The sequence below is a fragment of the Mesorhizobium sp. B4-1-3 genome, from assembly GCF_006439355.1.
Classification (GTDB): Bacteria; Pseudomonadota; Alphaproteobacteria; order Rhizobiales; family Rhizobiaceae; genus Mesorhizobium.
The window spans coordinates 87,033-109,539 of record NZ_VFTG01000012.1 but is presented as its reverse complement, the minus strand read 5'-3'; the positions used below and the strand labels follow the sequence as shown (position 1 = coordinate 109,539).

General features: G+C 61.1%; 22 protein-coding genes. 9 read left to right on the top strand and 13 right to left on the bottom strand.

Annotated features, from left to right (window positions below):
* Nucleotides 1-144: 144 nt before the first annotated feature.
* Nucleotides 145-2,169, bottom strand: a complete 2,025-nt coding sequence (locus FJW06_RS17180) for a CocE/NonD family hydrolase (RefSeq protein ID WP_140753414.1) — start codon at nucleotides 2,167-2,169, stop codon at nucleotides 145-147.
* 105 nt (nucleotides 2,170-2,274) lie between these two features.
* Here FJW06_RS17180 and FJW06_RS17175 point away from each other — a divergent pair, with 105 nt between their 5' ends.
* Nucleotides 2,275-3,084: a helix-turn-helix transcriptional regulator gene (locus FJW06_RS17175; protein WP_181178373.1), complete on the top strand. Its 810-nt coding sequence runs from the start codon at nucleotides 2,275-2,277 to the stop codon at nucleotides 3,082-3,084.
* 378 nt (nucleotides 3,085-3,462) lie between these two features.
* Here the strand turns inward: FJW06_RS17175 and FJW06_RS17170 are convergent, their stop codons facing one another.
* The 11 genes from FJW06_RS17170 to FJW06_RS17120 all read right to left on the bottom strand — a co-directional run bounded on the left by FJW06_RS17170 (nucleotide 3,463) and on the right by FJW06_RS17120 (nucleotide 13,034).
* On the bottom strand, nucleotides 3,463-3,756 hold the full coding sequence (locus FJW06_RS17170) for a MurR/RpiR family transcriptional regulator (protein WP_181178371.1): 294 nt from the start codon (nucleotides 3,754-3,756) through the stop codon (nucleotides 3,463-3,465).
* A gap of 93 nt (nucleotides 3,757-3,849) precedes the next feature.
* Complete coding sequence (locus FJW06_RS17165) at nucleotides 3,850-4,629, bottom strand: 3-methyl-2-oxobutanoate hydroxymethyltransferase (RefSeq protein WP_246674652.1); 780 nt, start codon at nucleotides 4,627-4,629, stop codon at nucleotides 3,850-3,852.
* Between the two features lie 71 nt (nucleotides 4,630-4,700).
* A complete protein-coding gene (locus FJW06_RS17160; protein ID WP_140753410.1) occupies nucleotides 4,701-5,480 on the bottom strand; it encodes a TIM barrel protein in 780 nt (259 codons plus the stop codon).
* Nucleotides 5,481-5,486: 6 nt separating this feature from the next.
* On the bottom strand, nucleotides 5,487-5,795 hold the full coding sequence (locus FJW06_RS17155; protein WP_140542670.1) for a MocE family 2Fe-2S type ferredoxin: 309 nt from the start codon (nucleotides 5,793-5,795) through the stop codon (nucleotides 5,487-5,489).
* Nucleotides 5,796-5,807: 12 nt separating this feature from the next.
* Nucleotides 5,808-6,767, bottom strand: coding sequence for a sugar phosphate isomerase/epimerase (locus tag FJW06_RS17150; protein WP_140753409.1), 960 nt, complete (start codon nucleotides 6,765-6,767; stop codon nucleotides 5,808-5,810).
* Nucleotides 6,764-7,768: a Gfo/Idh/MocA family oxidoreductase gene (locus FJW06_RS17145; RefSeq protein ID WP_140753408.1), complete on the bottom strand. Its 1,005-nt coding sequence runs from the start codon at nucleotides 7,766-7,768 to the stop codon at nucleotides 6,764-6,766. Before FJW06_RS17145 ends, FJW06_RS17150 begins: the two co-directional genes overlap by 4 nt.
* A gap of 68 nt (nucleotides 7,769-7,836) precedes the next feature.
* Nucleotides 7,837-8,682 (bottom strand): ATP-binding cassette domain-containing protein, encoded by an 846-nt coding sequence (locus tag FJW06_RS17140; protein ID WP_140753407.1) that lies wholly within the window; start codon nucleotides 8,680-8,682, stop codon nucleotides 7,837-7,839.
* A gap of 74 nt (nucleotides 8,683-8,756) precedes the next feature.
* A complete protein-coding gene (locus tag FJW06_RS17135; protein WP_140753455.1) occupies nucleotides 8,757-9,776 on the bottom strand; it encodes an ABC transporter permease in 1,020 nt (339 codons plus the stop codon).
* Nucleotides 9,776-10,828 (bottom strand): ABC transporter permease, encoded by a 1,053-nt coding sequence (locus tag FJW06_RS17130; RefSeq protein ID WP_140753406.1) that lies wholly within the window; start codon nucleotides 10,826-10,828, stop codon nucleotides 9,776-9,778. Before FJW06_RS17130 ends, FJW06_RS17135 begins: the two co-directional genes overlap by 1 nt.
* Nucleotides 10,829-10,928: 100 nt before the next feature.
* Nucleotides 10,929-11,894 (bottom strand): sugar ABC transporter substrate-binding protein, encoded by a 966-nt coding sequence (locus tag FJW06_RS17125; protein WP_140753405.1) that lies wholly within the window; start codon nucleotides 11,892-11,894, stop codon nucleotides 10,929-10,931.
* 93 nt (nucleotides 11,895-11,987) lie between these two features.
* Nucleotides 11,988-13,034 carry a sterol desaturase family protein gene (locus FJW06_RS17120; RefSeq protein WP_140753404.1) on the bottom strand — a complete coding sequence of 349 codons (1,047 nt, stop codon included), beginning with the start codon at nucleotides 13,032-13,034 and terminating at the stop codon, nucleotides 11,988-11,990.
* 182 nt (nucleotides 13,035-13,216) lie between these two features.
* Between FJW06_RS17120 and FJW06_RS17115 the strand changes: the two genes are divergently transcribed.
* Nucleotides 13,217-14,251, top strand: a complete 1,035-nt coding sequence (locus FJW06_RS17115) for a LacI family DNA-binding transcriptional regulator (RefSeq protein ID WP_140753403.1) — start codon at nucleotides 13,217-13,219, stop codon at nucleotides 14,249-14,251.
* A gap of 332 nt (nucleotides 14,252-14,583) precedes the next feature.
* Here the strand turns inward: FJW06_RS17115 and FJW06_RS17105 are convergent, their stop codons facing one another.
* Nucleotides 14,584-15,468 carry a LysR substrate-binding domain-containing protein gene (locus FJW06_RS17105; protein WP_181178369.1) on the bottom strand — a complete coding sequence of 295 codons (885 nt, stop codon included), beginning with the start codon at nucleotides 15,466-15,468 and terminating at the stop codon, nucleotides 14,584-14,586.
* Nucleotides 15,469-15,660: 192 nt separating this feature from the next.
* Between FJW06_RS17105 and FJW06_RS17100 the strand changes: the two genes are divergently transcribed.
* The 7 genes from FJW06_RS17100 (at nucleotide 15,661) to FJW06_RS17070 (ending at nucleotide 22,420) form a co-directional block, all read left to right on the top strand.
* Nucleotides 15,661-17,187: an ABC transporter substrate-binding protein gene (locus tag FJW06_RS17100; protein ID WP_140753401.1), complete on the top strand. Its 1,527-nt coding sequence runs from the start codon at nucleotides 15,661-15,663 to the stop codon at nucleotides 17,185-17,187.
* A 58-nt stretch (nucleotides 17,188-17,245) separates the two neighbouring features.
* Entirely contained in the window at nucleotides 17,246-18,187 is a 942-nt protein-coding gene (locus FJW06_RS17095; RefSeq protein WP_140753400.1) for an ABC transporter permease, read from the top strand.
* Nucleotides 18,184-19,020, top strand: coding sequence for an ABC transporter permease (locus FJW06_RS17090; protein WP_140753399.1), 837 nt, complete (start codon nucleotides 18,184-18,186; stop codon nucleotides 19,018-19,020). Before FJW06_RS17095 ends, FJW06_RS17090 begins: the two co-directional genes overlap by 4 nt.
* Entirely contained in the window at nucleotides 19,017-20,000 is a 984-nt protein-coding gene (locus tag FJW06_RS17085; protein WP_140753398.1) for an ABC transporter ATP-binding protein, read from the top strand. The genes FJW06_RS17090 and FJW06_RS17085 overlap by 4 nt, the downstream gene beginning before the upstream one ends.
* Nucleotides 19,997-21,025 carry an oligopeptide/dipeptide ABC transporter ATP-binding protein gene (locus tag FJW06_RS17080; protein ID WP_140753397.1) on the top strand — a complete coding sequence of 343 codons (1,029 nt, stop codon included), beginning with the start codon at nucleotides 19,997-19,999 and terminating at the stop codon, nucleotides 21,023-21,025. The genes FJW06_RS17085 and FJW06_RS17080 overlap by 4 nt, the downstream gene beginning before the upstream one ends.
* A complete protein-coding gene (locus FJW06_RS17075) occupies nucleotides 21,025-21,963 on the top strand; it encodes a serine hydrolase (RefSeq protein ID WP_140753396.1) in 939 nt (312 codons plus the stop codon). Before FJW06_RS17080 ends, FJW06_RS17075 begins: the two co-directional genes overlap by 1 nt.
* Nucleotides 21,964-22,027: 64 nt before the next feature.
* A complete protein-coding gene (locus FJW06_RS17070; protein WP_140753395.1) occupies nucleotides 22,028-22,420 on the top strand; it encodes a hypothetical protein in 393 nt (130 codons plus the stop codon).
* Nucleotides 22,421-22,507: the final 87 nt, after the last annotated feature.

Below are 22,507 nucleotides of genomic sequence, written 5' to 3'. Positions count from 1 at the left end.
GCGCGAGTTCCCTTGGCGGCGGCTCGCTTTCGGCGTCGTTGCTTGGTTTCTGGTTCTGCGAGCTCATTTTTTGACACGCCCTGCAGCGAGGTCAATTTTCGCTCCCGACGCGCTTCGCCGTCTCTGAAGCGTCATCTGGCGAAGTCAGACGAGCTGTCGCGGTATAGTCGTCGCCCACCTCTGCTCGTGCACGGGTGCATTCCCTTCCCAAGCCCTGAGATGGGCCTCGATGTGGAAGTGCGATGGTGTCGCGGTAAGAACAGTTTCGGTGAGGCTGCCCACGCGCCAATCACCGCGCGACATCTCGAAGGTCCACACCGCCTCCCCCTTCACGCTGGCAAAATCGTCGCCACGAAAGGAATAGCGCTCGGTGCCGAGCGACGTAATCGTGAGGTCGTTCTCCACGATCCGGTAGGTACCCGAACCGTCGCCGATCTCGACCGCAACGGTGCCTTCGGAGAGATTCTCCGTGACTTTCCAATCCTTTTGCGGTTTCGCGATCGGCTCGATGTGCAGCGGTTCGGCACCCTCTGCCTCGGCAAAGGCCGCAGGTCGTGGCTCGTCCGGATCCTGAGTACGGACCGGAAGCCGCAACCTGCATTCATCGAGTTGGATGATGAGCCTGACCGGTTCTGGTGCGGGCCACGCGACCGGAAAATAGCTGGTCGAAATGGCCAGGCGAATGCGATGGCCGGCGGCGAAGCGTTGCGCCACATGTTTGAAGGGCACCGTCGCGTGATATCGGCGACCAGGTTGGAGCGGTTCCGGCTGCTCGTGGCTGTCGCGGTGCGTCAGATTGAGAAGGCCGTAGCTGACGCGAGTTACTGCCCCGTCAAGCGCCACATCGGAAAGGCGAATCGCTACCTGCGCGACCGCCTTGTCGCTTTCGAAAACGAGATCGAGAGCGGCTGCGCCCGCAATCTCGACATCGCTCTGCAGGACTCCGGTTTCATAAACGAGGCTGCCGGCGTCGTCGGCCCTCTGATCGGCCGGCTGATCCCCAGGTACAGCGTATGAGCACCACTTGCCGCCGTGGAGCCCGACTGAAAGCGGCGAGCGGATAGATTGGTATTCGGGCCGAACATCCGCGTGACTGGTGGACAGACGCCCGTCCCCGCCCAGAAATAATGACCACGTCTGCACATTCGGCGAAGGCCAGGCGGGTTCGGTCACCCAACGCCCGGACCGCGTTTCATAAGCGGTTCGAGGTTCGACTCCATCCTGCATGAAGAGCCGCAGCATCGGCTCAGCCATTATCCCGGTGTCGCGTCCCTTCAGCCAGTGATCCCACCAGCGCAGGCATTCCTGCAGGAAGCCGATCGCCGGTCCCGGCTTGGCGATATGGGGATAGGTATGCGCCCAAGGTCCGACGAGGCCTTTGCGGGGCACGGTGAGATTCTCCATCAGGCGGAAGACGGAGCGGCAATAGCCATCCGCCCAGCCGCTCACCGCGTAGACCGGACAGACAATCGCAGAAAGGTCCTCACAAACCGACCCGTGCTTCCAAAATTCGTCGCGATGCTGGTGTTCGAGCCAGTTTTCCAGCCACAGCCCGCTTTCCTTCAGCCGGCGCAACCACAATTCGCGCCATTTGTCCGGTCTGTTCCTTGGGTCCGGCGGCAGCGTGTTGCGCGCGAACATAATCGAGGCCCATGAGAGATTGTCGATGAGAAGCGTTCCGCCCATGTAGTGGACGTCGTCCGCGTAGCGGTCGTCCGTGGAAGCACAGGTGATGATGGCCTTCAGAGCCGGCGGCCGCAACGCAGCGATCTGCAATCCGTTGAAGCCACCCCAGGAGATGCCGATCATGCCGACGTTGCCGTCGCACCAGGGCTGAGCTGCGAGCCATTCGATCACCCGGCAACCGTCGTCGAGCTCCCGTTGCAGATATTCGTCAAGCATCAATCCGTCGGAATCGCCTGTCCCCCGCAAATCGACGCGAACGACAGCATAGCCATGCCCAGCCACATAGGGATGCATAACGGCGTCACGCTGGGCGGTCAGATCGTTCTTGCGATAGGGGATATACTCCAGGATGGCCGGTACCGGCTTCGCTTCGGCATCGAGCGGGAGCCACATTCGCGCGGCGAGCCGGCACCCATCGGGCATCAATATCTCGAAATGATCTACCTCGCGGATAGGGTGGGGAAAATTCGTTTCAACGCGCATCGCTCGGCCCTGTTTTGCAGAGCAAGCTGCAGCAACCCTCTATCTAAAACAATTTCGCATCCCTTCGCGACTTGACACCAGTTGCACTTCAGGATGCATAGAACCATGAATTCCGAGCCGCTTTCGCAGAACCTCGCTTTTCTCTGCAGCTACTATCCCTCGATCGCCGCCGTCTGCCGGCGGCTGCAGATCAACCGCCAGCAGTTCAATAAGTATCTGAGTGGCCAGACCTGGCCATCCCGCCGCAACATGCGCAAGATCTGCGATTTCTTCGGTGTAAGCGAAGGCGAGCTGCTGATGGAGCATCAGCGCTTCGCCGAGATCGTTGGCCTCAGACGAAGGCCTTTGCCGATCCAGCCGACCGACGTGATGGCGCATGTCGAGCAGCTCTATCAGCACTCGGGGGACCTTGGCCGGTATGTCGGCTATTATTTCCGATATTTCTACTCCTTCGGCTACGCCGGCAAGATCATCAAATGCCTGGTCATCATCTATGAAAAAGACGGCCGCTATTTCTGGCGCTGCCTTGAGCGGCTGGCAACAGTCGGTAAGCAAGGTGTGAAGACGACCAAATATGCGGCCGCGCTTCTGTTGCTGGGCGATCGCATCTTTGCGCTGGAATATGAGACTTTTCTGAAGAGCAGCGTCACCGAGGTGATCCTGTACAAGAGCTATCACCCCAGCGTCGCCTACCTGATCGGCGTTCAGACCGGAATGCCGCTCCTGCGCGGCCGCCGCCCGGCCGCGTCCCTGGTGCTTCTTGAGTATCTCGGCAAGTCGGTCGACCAAAAAAAGGCCTTGAGGGCCTGCGGCCTCTTCAATGAGGACGATTCTGCCATCGATCCGAGCATTCGATCCCTCATCACCAATCGAATCCCGGAGGGGACATTCGTGCTCGAAACCGAGGAAATCTAGGGCGCCCTTCCATCCGTCGGGTCGATGTCGATGTCCTCTGTTTCCTCAATAGCGAACCCACCTCCTGACGAGAATCTTATCATGCTTGAGTGTTCAATCGGACTTTCGGTCGACCAGGAAACCATTGCTGAGCCTGAGACGGCTGTTTGCCGCAGCGCGTGGGGCACCCCTCTTCCTTATCGCGCACGTCCATGAAGGACGAGGCGCCGGAAGCGGCGGTGATTGATCTGTTCTGCAGTTGCCGGCGGAAAGGTGTTTTTCATGACTCCGAAACCTCCCGTATCGCTCCGTGTGAGCCCGCCCAATTTCCGGAACGGACGCACGGGCCGAAAGCGGAAGTCGGCTTCCGGGGAGCCAGACTAGAAAGCTGACCTAATGTCACGGGCTAGTAAAACGGAGCTTCAGGCTCTGGCAATCGAGGCGTTGCTTTGTTAGCCCGTTTCCGCTGCCCTTTCGATCAAGAATATCCTTGCGAAAGCAGTTCTGCATTTCTTTGAAGGATCTGAAGCCGAGGCGCGGAGCGAGGCGAGACAAGGTCGACGTTGATACCTGGCACCGGCGTGCGATCGAGACCGAGTTCCCGAAGGCGATGTAGTCCGGGTTCGAGAACATCAGACGAGCCGCTGTCTCCAATTTCGCCGGAAGTATCAGCTCCTTCTTTGCAATCAGCATCTTGAGCTCAGCGAGGGTTGGCGCTTTGGTGCGTCGCTCTGCCAGTTGCTTGGCGGTCCCCCGCAATGAGGTGGATTGCTCCAGAGGCATCGTTCACCGTTTGGCCGCTTGCATGAAGCTGTCGAACTCGGCATCTCCGATCGGAACGGTATGCTCATAACCTGGGTATCGGCCAGACTCGACATCGGCCCTGTATTCTCTGAACGCCGCGATGCGCTCGTCCTGAATCTTCTGCAGCTCAGGACCAAGATTTCGGTAGACCTTTCCATGTCGTGGCTTGTGGTTTTTGCCGTAGCCGCAGACATCTTCGGTGAAGAGATATTGCGCATCCGCATGTTTGCCGGCGCCCATGCCAAGCATCACCAATGACGAGTTCTCGGTCAGGAATTTCGCCACCCGGTCGGGCACGACTTCCAATTCCGCCCCGAAGACTCCGATCTCCTCAAGCTTCTTTGTATGCCGCCACAAGCGCATCGCTTCATCCGCCGTCTTGCCGACCGCGCGCCAGCCCGTCCAGGTTATGTAGGAAGGGATCAGGCCGATATGTCCGACGACAGGCAGGTGATTGTCGCAGAGCGCCTTCTGGATGTCGTAGGAGGCGGCGCAGTAGAAGGCGTCGCCGCCAATGCCGGCGAAATGGAAGGCCGCCCGCAGATAATCTTCCGCCGTGGCAAGAGGCCGGCCGGCAAAACTGCCCCAGCCGCCATAGGGCAGACCGACCTGCACGAAACAGTTGCCGGCTGCATCCCGCATTTCCGGGTCGAAATACCGGCCTTCGATCGAAAGCATGTGAATGCCCGCCGCCGCTGCGGCGGCGGCTTCGTCGGGCGTGCTGACGAAGAGCATCGATATCTTCTGTCCATTCCGCTTCATCTTTCGGATGTCCTCGACATGAGGACGATTGTGATACATGCCCATGGTCAGCCTCCGCCGCAGTTCGTTTCTCAGATCGTGAAAGCCCGCCGGAAAGCGTCCAGCGCCGCTTCCGCATCGTTTCGGGCAAAGGCCTCCAGACCGACCGGCCCGCGATATCCCATGTCGGACAGGGCCCTCGCGATGTAGGGCCAGTTCATCTCGCCCGTCCCCGGCTCGCAGCGACCCGGATTGTCGGCGACCTGCACCTCACCGATGAAGGGCAGGCATTTTTCGCACCAGCGCACAATGTCGCCCTCGCCTATTTGGGTGTGGTAGAGGTCGAGATTGATCCGCAATTGCGGCCTGTCGATCGACGACACCAAAGCCAGCACCGCCGCCGTCGAGCCGAAGGGGCAGCCTGGGTGATCCAGCAGGTTCAAGTTTTCAAGCGTGAAGACGACATCTTCGGCCTCGGCCATGTCGCAGATGCGGTTCAACGTGTCCTGCGCCTTCAGCCACATGGGGCCGGTCTCGACCTCGGCCTTTACGATGGGAATACCGCCCGCGCCGAGCCCGGTGCCGTGCAGGTTCAACCGGGCAACGCCGAGGCGTTTTCCGACCTTCGCGGTCTCGGAAGCTGACTTCAAGAGCATGTCGGCGCCTTCATCGTCGGCGAGCCGCCCTACGAGATAGCCGTTCATGATCGTGAAGCTCGCGCCAGTCTTCTCGAGCGCCGCGAGGTCATGGTTCGGCCAATTCCACAATCCGACGCCGAAACCCATTTCATGCAGCCGCGCGACGCGCCACGCCATCGGACGATCGCGCCAAAGCATCTCGGCGCAGGCAGCCAGTTGGAAGGGCTGGGCCATAGTGGCTCAAACCTCGACCATGACGCGGCCGTTCTCGACCTTCGTCTTATACGTCCTGAGGTTCTCGCAAGCCGGCGGCGTCTCCACCTCGCCGGTCGTGAAGTTGAAGATCGATGCGTGCTTCGGACATTCCACCGTATTCCCCATGACCAGGCCATCGGCCAAGTGGATCCTCTCGTGCGTGCACAGCCCGTCCGTGCAGTAATATTCATCGGCGTCGTTGCGGAAGATCGCGAAGGTCCGGCCGCCATTGTCGAAGCGTTTGGCCTCCTCGGCTTCAATGTCGTCAGCGGCACAAGCGTCCACCCAGGGCATACCCGTTTCTCCTCAGATGTCTTGTGGTTTGAAGTCTGCAGGAGCCGACGGCATCACGCCCTGGAGCAGCGCGACGGACTTTTCCAGCCCCTCCAGCGAATTCAGGAGCACGTCCTCGTGCTCGATCGAGAGCCAGCCGTCATAGCCGGCCATCTTGAGCCGGTAGCAGAACTGCCGCCGCCACTCCTCGCCATGGCCGAAGCCGAGCGTGATGTAGCTCCAGGAGCGGGCCGGGATGTCCATCAGGCTGCCATTCTCGAGCAGCGAGGTCGTGGCCTGAACGGGTCCGTTGAGCAGCGTGTCCTTGGCATGGACATGATAAACCGCCGCGCCCAGCGCTTCAGCGGCAGCGAGCGGGTCAGCGCCCATCCAGAACAGATGCGAGGGGTCCAGATTGGCGCCAATGACAGGTCCGACCGCCGCTCGAAGTTTCAGAAGCGAAGGCACGTTATAGACGCATTGATTGCCGTGCAGCTCGAGCGCGATGCGCTCGACGCCGTTTGCCTTCGCCAGCGCAGCGATCTCGGTCCAGAACGGGATCAGCTTTTCTTCCCATTGATATTTGAGGATGGTCTGTGTTTCCGGCGGCCAGGAGGACACAACCCAGTTCGGCATGCTGTCTCCGGCGCTGCCGGCCGGTAGGCCGCTCATGGTGCAGACGGTGCGGATGCCCATCTCGCCGGCGATGCGGATGGTATCTCTCAATCCTTCGCCTTGGGAATGATCGGTCGGATGCAGCGGATTGCCGTTGGCGTTCAGGCTGATGATCTCTAACCCGCGTTCCTCGAACGCTCCGGCAAACCGCTTCTGGGCGTCCCTGTTGCCCAACATGGACGACAGCCGGAAATGCGGCGCGGTCGACCAGCCGCAAGTGTTCACCTCAATGCCGGATACGCCCATGCGCTGGGCATGATCGAGCACCGCCTCGAACGGCAGGTTGCCGAGACTGTCTGAAACGAAACCCAGCTTCACGCGTAGAACTCCGGCTTTGCAATCATCTGGACGGGTGCGCGGCGGCCTTCCCTCAGCGCCTGCACGCCGGCCTCGGCTACGACGGCCGCGCAGTATCCGTCCCAGCAATCCGAGGCGATCGCCGGGAACTCGCCGGTCGTGGCAAAGCGCAGGAAATCGCGGTTCTGGCGGCGGTAGGCATCATAGTAGCGGGTCCGCCAGTCGGCGTCGTAGCTTGTGCTTTGGGTAAGCGCCGACTCCGTGCGGGTATAGGCGACATTGTTGGTCGCAACGGTGCCGCGCTCGCCGACCAGCTCGGCGCGAACGTCATAGCCATAGGCGGCGTTGTTGTTGATCTCGATGTTGACGAGCTGGCCGTCCACTGTTTCCAGCACCATGACGACGGGAGCCACGCGCGCATCGGAGCGGCTCGGCTGGAATGCAGAGATCGCCGCATACTCGGTTCCGAGCACGTAGCGCACCACATCGAATTCATGCGGGGCGGAATTGGTGATGGCCATCGCACCTGTGAAATCGGCAGCCGGCGTTTCGACATTGCGGTGGAAATTGTGCATCATCAGCGCCCGGCCGAGACGGCCTTCTTCAAGCGCCCGTTTCATCTCCTGGTAGGAACGGTCGTAGCGCCGCATGAAGCCGAGCTGGACGAATTTCGCCCCAGCCTTCTGTTCGGCTTCCATCACCGCAACGCACTCGGCCGATGCTTGCGAAAGCGGCTTTTCGCACAGAACTCGCTTGCCGGCGGCAATGCAGGCCATCGAAAGCGGCGCATGCGTGAAATCGGGGCTGGCGATGATCACGGCGTCCACGTCTTGCCGCGCGATGCTGGCCTTGGGGTCCGTGGCAACGTCAAAGGCGCCGCAAGCGTCGGCAACGCGACGGGCGCGCTGCTCGTCCATGTCGCAGACCAATTGAAGGGTTGCGCCGGGAAGCTCCTCGGCAACGATCCTGGCATGATCCGCGCCCATCAGGCCGGCGCCGATCACTGAAATGCGGATTGTCATTTCTGTCCTGTTTCTTCGAATTATGGGCGGCACGGAGCGGCGCCAGACTGGGAATACCTTCGTAAAGTCTAGTGCGCGGTTGGACCCTCCAGAACCTGGAGCGACGGCGGATGCCCCTCATGTGTTTCCAAGTAGCCTTCGACTTGGGCTTCGAGGTCAGCCATGGTCTCGCCGCCGGCCATCAGATCCGTGATCTCCTCGCGGGATTTTTCGCCTCTGCGGAAATCGGCCGCGATGGCGCCGCGGATCAGCACTGCGAAATGGTCGCCGACGGCCATGGCGTGCATGACCTGGTGCGTGATGAAGATCACCGCCAGACCACGCTTCTTGGCCTCGTTGACGATGCGCAGCACATGCGAGGCCTGTTTGACGCCGAGCGCCGCGGTAGGCTCGTCCAGGATCAGCACGCGCGCCCCAAAATACACGGCGCGGGCAATAGCGAGCGACTGGCGCTCGCCACCCGATAGGCCTCCTACTAGGCGGTCACCGTCATCGATGCGGGTGATGCCGAAGTCCCGGACCGCTTTCACCGCGATCTCATTGGCTCGCTTGCGGTCGTAGATCTTAAACGGACCCCAACCTTTGGTCGGCTCGACGCCGACGAAGAAGGAGCGTCCGATGCTCATCAGCGGAAACGTTCCGCCGAACTGGTGCACCGTCGCGATTCCGCGCCCCTGCGCGTCGCTCGGTCCGGTAAAGGTCACTGGATGACCATCCATCAGGATCTGACCGCTGGTGGGCTTGTGGACGCCGGCCAGGGTCTTGATCAGCGTGGACTTGCCGGCGCCGTTGTCGCCGAGCAGGCAAAGCACTTCGCCAGCGCGCACCCTCAGCGAAATATCGTGCAGGACGTCTATCGGTCCGAAGGACTTATTGACGTTCCTCAGTTCGAGAATGGCAGGTTTGTCGTTCATGGCATCATCTCATCATCTGCATCCGGCTGCGCCGAGGTGCTCGGCCAAGCGGGGCTGATCTGAAAATTCGTTTCTCATGGGTTCGCCGGCTCCCGCGGCAGGCCTTGTTTGCGCCGCGGTCGGAAATAGAGCGCCAGGTCGCGGAACGACTGGTTCATCAGCACCGCGAGCAAAAGCATCACGCCGATGATCAGGTTCGACCAGTTCCGGTCGATCTGGGTGAAATAGATGCCCTGGCTGACGATGGCGAAGGTGATGGTGCCGACGAAGATCCCGACAACCGAGCCGAAACCGCCGGTCAGCAGCACACCGCCCACCACCACGGACACGATGGCGTTGAAGATGAAGTTCATGCCGCCCGAGACCTGGGCGGAATTGAACAGGATCGCCTGGCAGATACCGACGAACGTTGCGCTGACCGCGGACAGCACGAACAGGGCAATGGTCATGCGCTCCGTCGGGATGCCGGCATTGCGGGCGCTGACCTTGTCGCCACCCATTGCAAAGAGCCAATTGCCGTAACGCGTCTTGTGCAGGACGAAACCCATGATGGCGGCGAATACGACCCACCAGACGATGATGACCTGGTGGCTGCCGCCGATCAGCTGTCCGAACAGGAATTTTGCCCAGTCCGGTGCGGTGAGCGCCACGCTGGCATTGCCGGTCAGAAGCACCGAGGCGCTGAGCACCACGCCCTGCATGGCGACGAGTGTGGCGAGCGTGACGATCAGCGAGGGTACCGAGGTGCGGATGGTCAGCAGACCGTTGACGAGACCGACCGCCGCGCCGACCGCAAGCGCGCCGGCGATCCCAACCGCTATAGGCAGGCCATAATAGCCGGTCAGGATGGCCGTGGTCATCGAACCCGCCGGGATCAAGGCGCCGATGGAAATGTCGAGTTCGCCCGCGATCATCAGCAACCCGACCGGAATGGCTACAATACCGAGATTAGCCGCGAAGTTGACCCAGCTCGCCGCCCCGACCAGCGTGACCAGATTGGCGCCGCCGAACAGAACGAAGAACAGCACCACGCCAATAAGGCTGAGGACCGAGCCCGCTTCGGGGCGGCGCAGCACGGACTTGATTGCGTCCATCATGACCGACCTCCCCTCTTCGACGAATAGTTCAGCGCCAGCTGGCGGAACGTGTCGTTGGTCAGCACTGCGACGAGAAGAAGCGCGCCGATGATGACGCTGCCGACATTGGGGTCGAGGCTGGTGAAATAGATGCCCTGGTTCACGATCGAAAAGGTCAGCGTGCCGAACACGATGCCGACGATCGAGCCGAAGCCACCCGTGAGCAGGACACCGCCTATGACGACGCACATGATGGAATTGAAGATGAAGGACTGGCCCGCCAGCACCTGCGCACTCTGGTAGACCATCACTTCGCTGACCCCGACGAAAGCGGCGCTGAAGCCGGACAGCATGAACAGGCCGATGGTGAGCCGCTTGGTCGGGATGCCGACATTGCGCGCGCTCTCCTTGTCGCCGCCCAGCGCATAGATCCAGTTGCCGATCGGCGAGACGTGCAGCAGCCAGAACAGTCCAATGACAAACACCACCCACCACAGGATCGTGACCTGGAACATGCCGCCGAGATAGTCGCCGAGAATCGCCTTGGGGAAAGGATTCGGCACGAGCGAGACGCCGGTGCTGCCGGCGATCTTGACGGTGAGGCCCAGCGTCAATCCCATCGTGCCGAACATGGTGCCGATGGTGATGATGAGCGACGGGATTGTCGTCTTCGTCACGAGCAGGCCGTTGAGGAAGCCGACCGCGAGACCGAGCCCAAGCGCTGCCGTAATGCCGAGCCAATCAGGCAGGCCATAATGCCCGGAGACGATGGCAGCGGTGAGCGACGCTGCCGGGATCACCGCGCCGACCGAGATGTCCAGTTCCCCCGCGATCATCAGCAGCCCTATCGGCAGCGCGATGATCCCGATCTCGGAAGCGATGTTCAGCCAGCTGGCCGTACCCGCTGCCGATAGAAAGCTGCTGCCGCCGAACACGCCGAAGAACAGAAGCACTGCGACCATGCCGAGGAACGAGCCCGACTCCGGCCGCCGCGCCAGCCGGCCGAGGGCCAGTGCGGACTGCCTTCGGCCCGGGGCTGGAATTGATGTGGACGTCACGGGATGTGCCATGGGGTATCCGCGAACATGCAGCCGGCAACGATGTGGCCGACACCGACAGAGGGAAAAGGGGCCGCCCGCAGCAGCAGCGAGGGCGACCCAGCCGGGAGGATTATCGCGTCCCTGCTTTCACGCCAGCGATGGTAGCCTCGACATTTGCCTTGTCGATGATGCCCGGCCCGGTCAGGATCTCACGGGTGGGCACCGACAAGCCATAGTTGACATGGCCGTTCAGGATCGCAACCGCGAGATAGCCCTGCAGATAACCCTGCTGGTCGATTGCGCAGTCCTGCTGGCCGCCCTTGATGTTGTTCAGGATGGTCTCGTCGAAATTCATGCCGCACAGGTGGACTTTTCCGACCTTGCCTGCCTGGGTAATACCGTTCATGGCGGAGTTCGCATCGACATTGCCGATGGTGAAGACGGCGTTCACGTCCTGATGCTGCAGCAGATAGGCCTTGACCGCCTGCGCGACGGCCGTGGCCGAGCCGAAGGAGGTGGCCGGCAACGGCAGCACGTCGGCTTCGCCGCCGCCGTTCTTCATCCCCTCCTTGAAGCCACCGCAAAAGGCCTCGATGTTGGCGGCGCCTGGCAGCGTGTTGATGCAGACGCCTTTCTTGTTGCCGGCCTTGGTGAGATACTCGCCGGCCGCAACGCCGCCCTTGTAGTCATCAGAACCGACATAGTTCATGGCGCCGAGACGATCGGCCGCTTTCAGCCCGCCGGCATTGTAGATGATCAGCGGAATGCCTGCATCCCTCACCGCTTTGAACGCGGGGTCCATGGCTTCCGGCACCCAGTCCGGCCCAACAATGGCGTCGGCCTTCTGATCGATCGCCTGCCGGATCAGCTCTGCGGCGTCCACCCCCAGATTGTCGTAGTTCTGCGGTCCGAGCCAGGTGACCTTGCCGCCCTGTGCCTCGACCACCTTGCCGGCGTCTTCAGCACCGCGCTTGACGATCGACCAGAACGGATCGTCCGGCTTGCCGCCGACGACGAAGATGTTGGCGGCGAGCGTCGCGCCGGCGCTGAACCCGATCAGCACCGCTGTCGAGACGAGTGTCTTGAAAAGCTTCATGGTCTTCCTCCCAGATTGCCCCGCAGGGTTCGACAAAAGTCTTCCTGTTCCAGGCCCGCTCCTCACGGGCTCAGCCGAAACAGGTTTGCTTCGTTATTCCGCCGGCATTCCAGACGCCGGATCACTGCGGCCTTCCTGGCGGCCCCGCATCTTTTCTTTTTTCTTGCGGAAGCGCGCCTTCATGGCCTCGTCGGCTTCCTTGCTGCCGTCGTGCCAGGTGCCGAACAGCTTATCGAGGGGCACCAGTCCGTCGCCGCCGTAGTTCACCTCGAAATATTTGTGGTGCAGGTAATGCACATAGGAGTGACTATCGAGATTGACCTTGTCAGTGATTTCGAAGATCTCGAAACCGAGATGACCGTTCACTGCGCCGAAACCCGCGCCGTGCAGCGTGAAGTAGGCGCAGACCGGGTTGGATGGGATCACCAGGTGCAGCCAGGCCTCAGCGTGATAGAGGAAGCCTTCGACCGGATGCATCGATAACGACGACCACGGGCTCGGGTTGATCGAATTGTGATGGACCGAATGCACCCACTTGTAGAGCGGCGGCCAATGGATCGCCCTGTGCAAGAAGAAGAAATAGATCTCGTGCACCGCCGGCGCGACAAGCACCAGGAACGACAGGTATAGCCAGTTCGTCGTCCATGGCAGCCAGACCGCCCAGCTGTTTGCATAGACCCACAGCATCACGATCTCGACCACCGTCCACAGCGGTATCGTGACGAAAAACGAGCGGGCGAAATTATCGATGTTCTGGCTTTGGAACCAGAACACGTCGGACGGCGCGTCCGACGGAAATTTCGGATTGTACTTGAAGCGGTTCTGCTGCTTGCGCTGGATGTAGTAGCGCAACTCAAAGAAGCCGTAGAACAGAAAAATCCCTGCGGCGTTGAGGCCGTACAGCCAAAGGTAGTTGAGCAACGAGAAGCTCGCTAGACTCTGCCAGCTCGGGATGAGCAGATTTACCCAAATGAGCGCCGTGGCGAGATGGAACGTGTTCCACGGCCAGAAAAACTCCGGGATCCAGGCCACCACTTTTTTTGCATTGAAGGGGCGGTGCCAGATTGGCGCCGGCTCGGCGCGGCGGTGCGGCGCCCAATTGCCGCGCTTGTCGCGCGTTCCATACTGAAGGTCATCCATCGCTGCAGCGCCTCCTGGCCGGATCGGTCTGGCATTCGCGGGTTCGGACCTTGCCCTAGCTGAGCCCTGACTTGGCGCAATTCATATCGGAGGGTTGATATTCGGAGAAGGCAGAAATAGTATCAAAGTTGCATTTGTATCATTTAGTAACAATCATGATGATACGATAAGGGCGGACGTTCATGAAGCGGCCGACAATCCAGGATCTGGCCACCGCAGCAGGCGTATCGGTGGCGACTGTGAACAGAATTTTAGGCGGCACCGTTTCGGTGCGGCCGAAAACGATCCAACGCGTGCAGAGCGCAGCGGAGGAAATCGGATTTTACGCCATCGGGGCGATCGACGATCGGGCCCGCAAGATATCACCGCATTACCGGTTGGGTTTCCTGCTGCAGCAGTCGACTCGTGACCTCTATCAGTTGTTCGGCAAGAAGATTGTTGCCGCCTGTCGCGAGCGTCGGGACGACGTCATCGATCCTGTTGTCGACTTCGTGGATATTTTGACGCCGGAGACCATTTCGAACCGTCTTATCGCGCTCGGCGAGGAATGCGACGCTGTCGCGGTCGTCGCGGCCGATCACCCAATCGTTGGTCAGGCCATCCGCGCCCTGAAGGAGGTGGGAAAGCCGGTCGTCTCATACATCACGGATCAGTCCGCACCCGAAAGGGCAGCTTATGTGGGTACCGACAATTGGAAGCTGGGGCGGACCGCGGCCTTCCTGATGGCGCAAACCACCCAAGGTCCAGGCCGCATTGCGGTTTTCATCGGCAACCACCGGTACCAATGCCAGGATGTCTCCGACGCCAGCTTCCGCTCCTATCTGCGCGAGCACGCGCCTCGCCTAACGGTCGAGGAAAGCCGCCCCACTCATGAGGAACCAAGCGAAGCCTATCGCATGGTGGCCGAGTTGCTGAAAACGGCCGAAGACCTCGTGGGGATTCTGATCGTTGGCGGCGGCATCACAGGCGTGCTTCGAGCACTAAAAGAGGTCACACCGGAACGGCGCGCAGCTATCAAGGTGGTATGCCGCGACATTGGGCCCGAGACACGCAGGGGCCTTTCGGAAGGATTGATCACTGCAGCTCTCTGTCATCCTCTCGAAGCCACATCGGCCCTTCTCGTGCAGACAATGATCGACGTCATCCACCCACAGGCACAGCTGGCCACCCTGCAGCGGTCGATACCATTCGAAATAGTTACGCCGGAAAATATCTGAGGTCCCAGAAACTGATCCGGTTGCACGTCCGAATGTCTGCTTTCAGGGCTAGCAAGGGCTGCCGCAGGGGCCGACATCTGGGGCGCAACAAGCTTGCCATCCAAACCCTCGGGCTCCTGGCCGGAGATGAAAACCAACTTTGTGCCTGTCGCAAAGACCACCTGGCTATATGTCTGCGGAACCGGAAGGTCTTTGGGATTAATTGTTTGGGCCGTCGTGGATCAGGTCTCCTGTTCTGCGATTTCAATGGTTGCTTCCACCTCGGCTGGTACGCCTTGAGGGAGGGGCCGCGACGCCCATGTGCACAGAGTAATCGAGGTTACTCGCCGAGATCAGCTGTCGTTCCGACGGTAGGAATTCAGTGCTGTCTTCAATGCTCGGATGAAATCAGCATAAAAACCTCGACTGATATGCGTTTCGTGTGTCAGAAAACCGACTTCGACTGAAAGCCGCGGCACAATTCGTCGGATGTGGAAACCTTCGCGCAGCATGCTGCGAGCGGTGAGTTCATCGACGATTGTAGCCCCATTCCCTGCCGTCGCGATCGCGCAAGCAAGGAAATAGGTCTGTACTTCTATCGAAGGGCTGAAATGCCGGCCGACCGCCTCGAGATGCATTGCGATGAGCGCCCCGATCTTATCCTTCGATGAAACTCCGACCAAATCTAGCCCGTCTATTTCTGCCAAGGCGATGTCGGGGCCCGGCCTTGGACCGAAATAGACGAGTTCGACCTCTCCCAGAACTTCCGTGCGCAACCCAGGATGCTCGCCGGGACATAGCGTCACTGCAAAATCCAGCCGACGGGCCCTCAAGGCGGTGACGAGTGCTTCGATATGATCGGTCTCCACCTCGCAGGTCACCGAGGGATAGCTTCGGCGAAAGCCGCTGACCGCCTGCGGCATGATCGAAAGACCGAGGCTTGGCAGGCAACCGATATGGAGCCGGCCCTCGGGAAAACGACGCAGGTTGGCTGCAAGCATCTTTAGCTGCTCTATCCCGGTGTGAAGCTTGGCGACCTCGACATGGAGCGCTTCGGCCTCGATCGTCGGGAGAAGCCGCCCCTTCACCCGCTCGAACAGCTTGAAGCCCAGAGAACTTTCCGCGTGCTGCAGCACCTTGCTCGCTGCTGGTTGGGACACGCCGAGCAGGGCTGCTGCCTTGCTGATCGAGCCCGTCTGCTTAATCGCATGGAATACCTCGATATGACGAAGCCGCATGCCGAACCCTCCTGATGGCGGCAGCACATAACCCAAAGTTATGTATGCCGTCGATAATACATTTTGACCGGCCATGGCGTTTGCGTTGAAATCGGAGGACATGACCTGGGAACTGGCGGTCCGCTCGAGCGGGCCACCATAATTCCGGGCACCATCGTCGCCCTGACCGCGACACCAGAGGAGAACCAGCCCATGTCTACGATCTTTGCTCCTGCGTCCTTCCTCAAAAGCGCGATAGCCGCCACCCTCCTGTCGTCAACCGCGATCCTGGCGACGGCCCACGCCGCCGATTTCCGGCTCGGGGTCCGGGCCGATGCGCTGACCATCGATCCGATCGCCTCAAGCGACAATTCTTCCATCTGGCTGGAGTTGCAGGTCTATGACCAGCTCGTGCGTCCCAGCAAGGATGGCAGCAAGCTGGAGCCGGCGATTGCCGAATCCTGGACGATTTCGCCCGATGGCAAGGAATTCACCTTCAAGCTGCGTCCCGAAGCCAAATTCTCGGACGGCCAGCCGGTCACCGCCGCCGATGTCGCCTTTTCGCTGCAGCGCGCCGCCGGCGAAAAATCGGAATGGGCCCGCTTCTTCAAGCCGATCACCAGCTATCAGGTGGTCGACGACCACACCATCGTGATGAAGCTCGACAAGCCGTTCACGCCGATCCTCAACAATCTCGCTCTGTTCAGCGCCTCGATCCTGCCGGCCAAGCTGGTCCAGCAACAAGGGGACAAGTTCTTCGAACATCCGATCGGTTCCGGTCCTTTCGTGCTGAAGAGCTGGACCCGCGGCCAGGGGGAGGAGCTGACGAAAAATCCCAACTATTGGGAAAAGAACAAGCCGAGCATCGACGCCGTCTCGATCGAGGTCGTGCCCGAAGACAATTCCAGGGTGTTGAAGCTCAAGGCCGGTGAACTCGATGCCATCACCGACGTTCCCTACAACCAGGCAGCAAACCTCAAGACGGACGCCGATATCGATGTTCACGCCGCGCCGGTGTTTCGCGTCGACCTGGTGCAGTTGAACACCACCAAGAAGCCCTTCGACAATGAATCGGTCCGCCAGGCGCTGAATTACGCCCTCGACAAGGAAGCAATCGTCAAGGGCATCCTGCGCGGCAACGCCAAGCCGACGACGTCCTCGATACCCGTCATGGCTTACCACAATGAAAAGCTGAAGCCCTATCCCGTCGATCTTGCCAAAGCAAAGGAGCTTCTCGCCAAAGGCGGCGTTCCGGACGGGTTCAAGACCAGCATGCTGGTCGCGGCCGGTGACGTCACCGCACGCCAGGTCGCCAGCGCCATTCAGGCCTCGCTCAGGAAAGTTGGCGTTGAGGTCGCCCTGCAGACCATCGAGGACAGTTCGCAGTTCAGCACCACCAAGAGCGGCAATTACGAAATGTCGCTGAGTTACGCCACAAGCGACACCATCGATCCCGACCAGCTTGTGGGCTTCACCGCGGTAAATCCCGAGCGCGCCAACGCCTTCCATACTCAATGGAAGAGCGACAGGGTCAACCAACTGTATGCCGACGAGCGCCAGACCCCGGATGGCCCGGAACGGGCCAAGCAGTTCCAGGAGATCGAGGCGGTCGTGCATGAGCAGGCCCCGTTCATTTTTCTCTACACGCCCAATTCAGCCTATGCGAACCGCAAGAATGTGAGCGGCTTCGAGGTGGTGCCGACAGCGAACTATGTGCTCAAGGATGTGGTGGTGAAATAGTCGTCGCGAAGCGCTACGGCGCGCCATGACCGGTGGGCTGGCAGGCAATATTTTTTAAATGAACCTCCTGTTCTTCTGCATCTCGCGGCTGTTGCAGCTCGTTCCGGTCCTTCTCGGCATCACCATCGTGGCGTTCCTGCTGCTGCGCGTGATGCCGGGTGATCCGGCAACGCTGATGCTCGGAAGCCGAGGCACGCCCGAGGATATCGCGGCGCTGACGAGCCAGCTCGGCCTCGACCGGCCGCTTTGGCAGCAATATCTCTCCTTTCTCGGTGATATCGCCAGGGGCAGCTTTGGCCGTTCGATTGCCTACAAGGCCGAGATCGGCCCGCTGCTGATCGCGAGGCTGTGGCCGACACTGGCGCTGGTCGGCCTCAGCACGGTAATCGCCGTCCTCATGACGATCCCGCTCGCCATGTACACCGCCGTGCGCCGCAATGGCGCGGTCGACCATGCGGTCAAGTTCTTCTTCGTCACGGCGATGGCGATGCCGCCTTTCTGGCTTGGCGTGCTGCTCGTGCTGCCTCTGGCGATTGCCGTGCCGATCTTTCCCGTGTCCGGCTACGGCCAGGACTGGCTCGACAAACTGCATCATCTCGCCTTGCCGGCCTTCATCATCGCTCTCGGCACAGCTGCCCTGACGATCCGTTCGCTGCGCAGCTCCATCATCGCCGTGCTGGGAGCCGACTATGTCGACACGGCGCGCGCCAAGGGCCTGCCAGAAAGGTCTGTGCTCCGGCGCCACGTGTTCCGCAACTCGTTGACCTCGACGATCTCTGTGCTGGCCGTTCACACGAGCTGGGTCATCGGCGGCACTGTGGTGATCGAAACGGTGTTCGGTATTCCAGGCCTTGGCTCGTTGCTGGTCGCCTCCATCAGCGCTCGTGATTATCCGATGGTCCAGGGGCTGACCGTTACTTTCGCGGTGCTGGTCGTCGTCATCAACCTTCTCGCAGACATTGCCTATTCGATTGTCGACCCCAGGGTGAGCCTGTCATGAAATTGCTCAGCCAGGAGACGGTGCGGCGCTTCAAGCAAAACCGCAATCTGCAGGTCGGCCTTTTCCTGCTCGCCGTGATCGTGCTGACAAGCCTCTTCGGGCCCTCACTTGTGCCCTACGATCCCGAGGAGCTCGATTTCGGCAATCCGCTGCTGGCACCGACCCTGCAGCATCCGTTTGGCACCGACGACCTCGGTCGCGACGTCCTCGCCCGGGTGGTGGCGGCGGGGCAGGTCGACATGCAGGTGGTGGCGGTCTGCGTCCTCCTGCCTTTCCTGATCGGCAGCACGATCGGTCTGGTCTCCGGCTATTTCGGCGGCTGGATCGATCGTGTGATCATGCGCTTCGTCGACATCCTCTGGGCCTTTCCCTTCTACGTGCTGGTCATCAGCATCGTCGGCGCGCTGGGGCCGAGCACCACCAACATCTATCTCGCCTTTTCACTGGTGGTCTGGATTTCCTTCGCCCGGATCGTGCGCGGCGAGGTCCTCCTGGCGCGCCGGCTCGAGTATACGCTAGCCGCATCGGTGCTGGGCTACAGCCATGCCCGCATCATGCTGCGCCATATCCTGCCCAATGTGATTACTCCTGCCATCGTGTTCATGATGGCTGACGTTGTCCTCACGATCCTCGGCGTCACATCGCTCGGCTTCCTCGGTCTCGGCATCCAGCCGCCGACGCCGGAATGGGGCGTGATGATCGCCGATGGGCGCAACTTCATCCAGGACGGCTGGTGGATCTCCCTGTTCCCGGGCCTCGCCATCGTGTTGGTTGGCCTGACCTTCACGCTGATTGGCGACGGCCTCGATGATCTGTTAAGGCCGAAGGCATGAGCGCCGCGCACAATACCCTCGCGGTCGAGCACTTGCGGGTCACCTTCGGCAAGGCCCCGAATGCGGCGACGGCGGTCGACGATGTGAGTTTCGAGATCCGGCAAGGCGAAGTCTTCGGCCTCGTGGGGGAATCCGGCTGCGGCAAGAGCGTGACCTGCCGCTCGCTGATCCAGCTCTTCGGCGGCTCGAGGCCCTCGGCGATGACGGGCTCGATTTCCTTCGAAGGGCGCAACCTCGCGGCTCTCCAGCCCAAGGATCTGGTGAAAGTCAGGGGCAGCGAGATCGCGATGATCTTCCAGGATCCGATGACGGCCCTCAACCCGACCATGAAGGTCGGCCGCCAGATCGAGGAAGGTCTGCGCCAACATGAGAAACTCAGCGCGAGGCAGGCTAGGGAAAAGGCGATCACGCTGCTGAAATCAGTGGGCGTGATGGCGCCTGAGCGTCGGCTCGACAGCTATCCCCATGCCTTCAGCGGCGGCATGCGCCAGCGTGTCCTCATCGCCATCGCGCTTGCCTGCCGCCCCAAGCTGCTGATTGCCGACGAGCCGACCACCGCGCTCGACGTCACCGTGCAGGACCAGATCCTCAAATTGATCCTAAAACTGCGGGCGGAGATCGGCATGGCGGTGCTTCTGGTCACGCATGACCTCGGCGTCGTGGCGCAGACCTGCGATCGGGTCGCGGTGATGTATGCCGGCCGCATCGTGGAACTCGCCACGACCGAACAGCTCTTTGCCAAGCCCTCCCACCCGTATACGCGTGCCTTGCTCAATGCCTTGCCGGCCCATGGCGGCCGGGGCGGGCGACTGCAGCCGATCGGCGGTTCGCCGCCGAGCTTGGCCGCACCGCCGCCTGGATGTCGCTTCCATCCGCGTTGTTCGCTGGCGATTCCGGCTTGCGAGTTGCAGCAGCCGCCCCTTGCCGCCATCCAGGAAGGCCATTCAGCCGCGTGCATCAGGATCGGCGAGCCGGCATGACCGAACCGCTCCTCTCGATCCACCATATTTCGAAGACCTTTCCGATGGCCCGAAATTTCCGCGACGTCGTCACGCGCTCGCCCAGGCAGACTCTGCGGGCCCTGCGCGATGTGTCGCTGACCGTGCGGCCCGGCGAAGTGGTCGGCGTGGTCGGGGAGTCGGGGTGCGGCAAGAGCACGCTCGGACGCTGCATCGCCGGCCTCGAAACGCCCGAGCATGGCGACATGCTCTGGCAGGGTGCTCCAATCTCGGCCGGCGAAAACCGCAGGACCCGCGCTCGCCATATCCAGATGGTGTTCCAGGATCCCTACGCCTCGCTCAATCCGCGCATGACGCTCGGTCAGACGCTTGAGGAGGTTCTCCGTGTGCATGGGCTCGCAGGCGATGCGGCGCGGCGGCGCGAGCGCGTCGACGAGTTGATGCTGATGGTCGGCCTTGCGCCTGCGCTCAAGGAGCGATTGCCACATACCATCAGCGGTGGCCAGCGCCAGCGCATCTGCATCGCCCGGGCCCTAGCCGCCGAACCGCAACTGATCGTCGCGGATGAACCTGTCTCTGCCCTGGACGCCTCGGTGCAGGCGCAGATCATCAATCTCCTGGAGGACCTCAGGGCGAAGCTGAATATCGCCCTGATCTTCATCGCCCATGACCTCAATGTGGTGCGCCACATAAGCGATCGTGTTGCCGTGATGTATCTGGGCGAGATCGTCGAGACTGCGGCCGCCGAAGCGCTGTTCACTCGGCCGCTGCATCCCTATACGCGCGGCCTGCTCGCGGCGATCCCGATCCCCGATCCGAAAAGGCGCACCAGTGTACCGAGCGTCGAGGGCGAAATACCGGATCCCCTCAGTCCACCGATAGGCTGCGGATTTTCGACGCGCTGCTCACATGTGATCCACCCTTGCCGGGTCCGGCACCCCGATCTTCACCAAACCGGCGAGCATGGGGTGCGCTGCCTCAATCCGGCCGCGACCCGTCCCTTTGCCGATCCCGGATCGGTATATCCAGCTACAGGAAATCAGTGATGTTCTTTCAGAAGTCGAAGCAGATTGAAGCGGTGGGCAGGCAAATCGTGCGGACAGCGCTGGACCGCTTCGCCTCCTGCGGGCTCGCAGAAGACAAATTCGCTTTCACGCTGTTGCTCCATCCCCCGAAGGGAGTGAAGGCCTATGGCGAGGGTGGGACGCTGCCGACAGGTTACTCCTACAACGGCGACGCCTCCTTCTATCCCTGCAGCGTGATCAAGGTCTTCTATCTTGTCGCCATGCAGGCTGCCCTTCACGCCGGAAAAGTCCAGGCGACTCCCGAACTGGAGCGGGCCATGCACGACATGATCAAGTGGTCGAGCAACAATGCCACCAACTACATCATCGATAACTTGACCGGGACTACCGGCGACACCGAGCTTAGCGAAGAAGAGATGCAGCGCTGGATGGCGGCCCGAAACAGCATCAACGCCTATTTCAAGCAGCTCGCCTTGCCGGAATTCGAAGGCATCAATGTCTGCCAGAAACTGATGGACGATGACCGCTATGGTCGCGAGAAGATATTCGTCGAGGTTGGCGGCAACAACCACAACCGGCTCACCGCCGATGCCTCCACATCCATTTTCTCCCGCATCATGGATGGCGCGATGATTTCGCCGGAACGCTCGCGCATCATGGCCGACTTCCTGCATCGGCCGCGCGACCCCGGCTTCGTGCAGCGTCCATTGTCGCAGGTGCTCAACTATATGGGCGCTGACCTGCCGGAAGGCGCCAAGCTGTGGTCGAAAGCGGGCTGGACGGGCTGGACAGGCGATCCGCGCGCGAGCTACCGTCGCCACGACGCCGTTCATGTCGAGCTGGCTGGCGGCAAGCGCTTCACCAGCGTCGTCTTCACCCAAGGCGAGCAGATCTCGGCAAACCTTACGATCCTGCCTTCCATAGGAAAGCACACAGCCGAGCTCGTTGCGGCCCTCTAACGAGGTCGGCGCGTCCGATAACGGACACCGCCCAAAAAAGCCGATGTGATCGGAACGATGCGTCATGCTGCAACGCCCGCCTACCCTGCCCGGCATGTCGATCCAGGAGATCGACACGCCCGCTCTCCTCATCGACCTCAATGCCTCCGAGGCAAATCTCGATCATATGAAGGGGCTCGTCACTGCCGCGGGCCTGCGCGTCCGCCCGCACGCCAAGACCGATAAATCGCCAGTCATCGCCGATCTTCAGATCCAGCGAGGCGCCATTTGGCCATGCGTGCAGAAGGTTGGCGAAGCCGAGATACTCGCCTGGAGCGGGGTGCCCGATATCCTCGTGCGCCTCTTCGAGAGACCTGAGCGACAGCTCAATCGCTCGAGTTGTCCTCACCTTCGGGACGGCGTGCAAACCGGCCAACACCATCGTCGGTGCGAAGGAGGCAGACCGGGATCCAACTGAACAGCTGCGATAATTTGGCTGGCGCGCGAAAATGATCCCCGTGTAAACGGATTGACGGGATGGCGCTCGTGAGCAGCTCAATGAAGC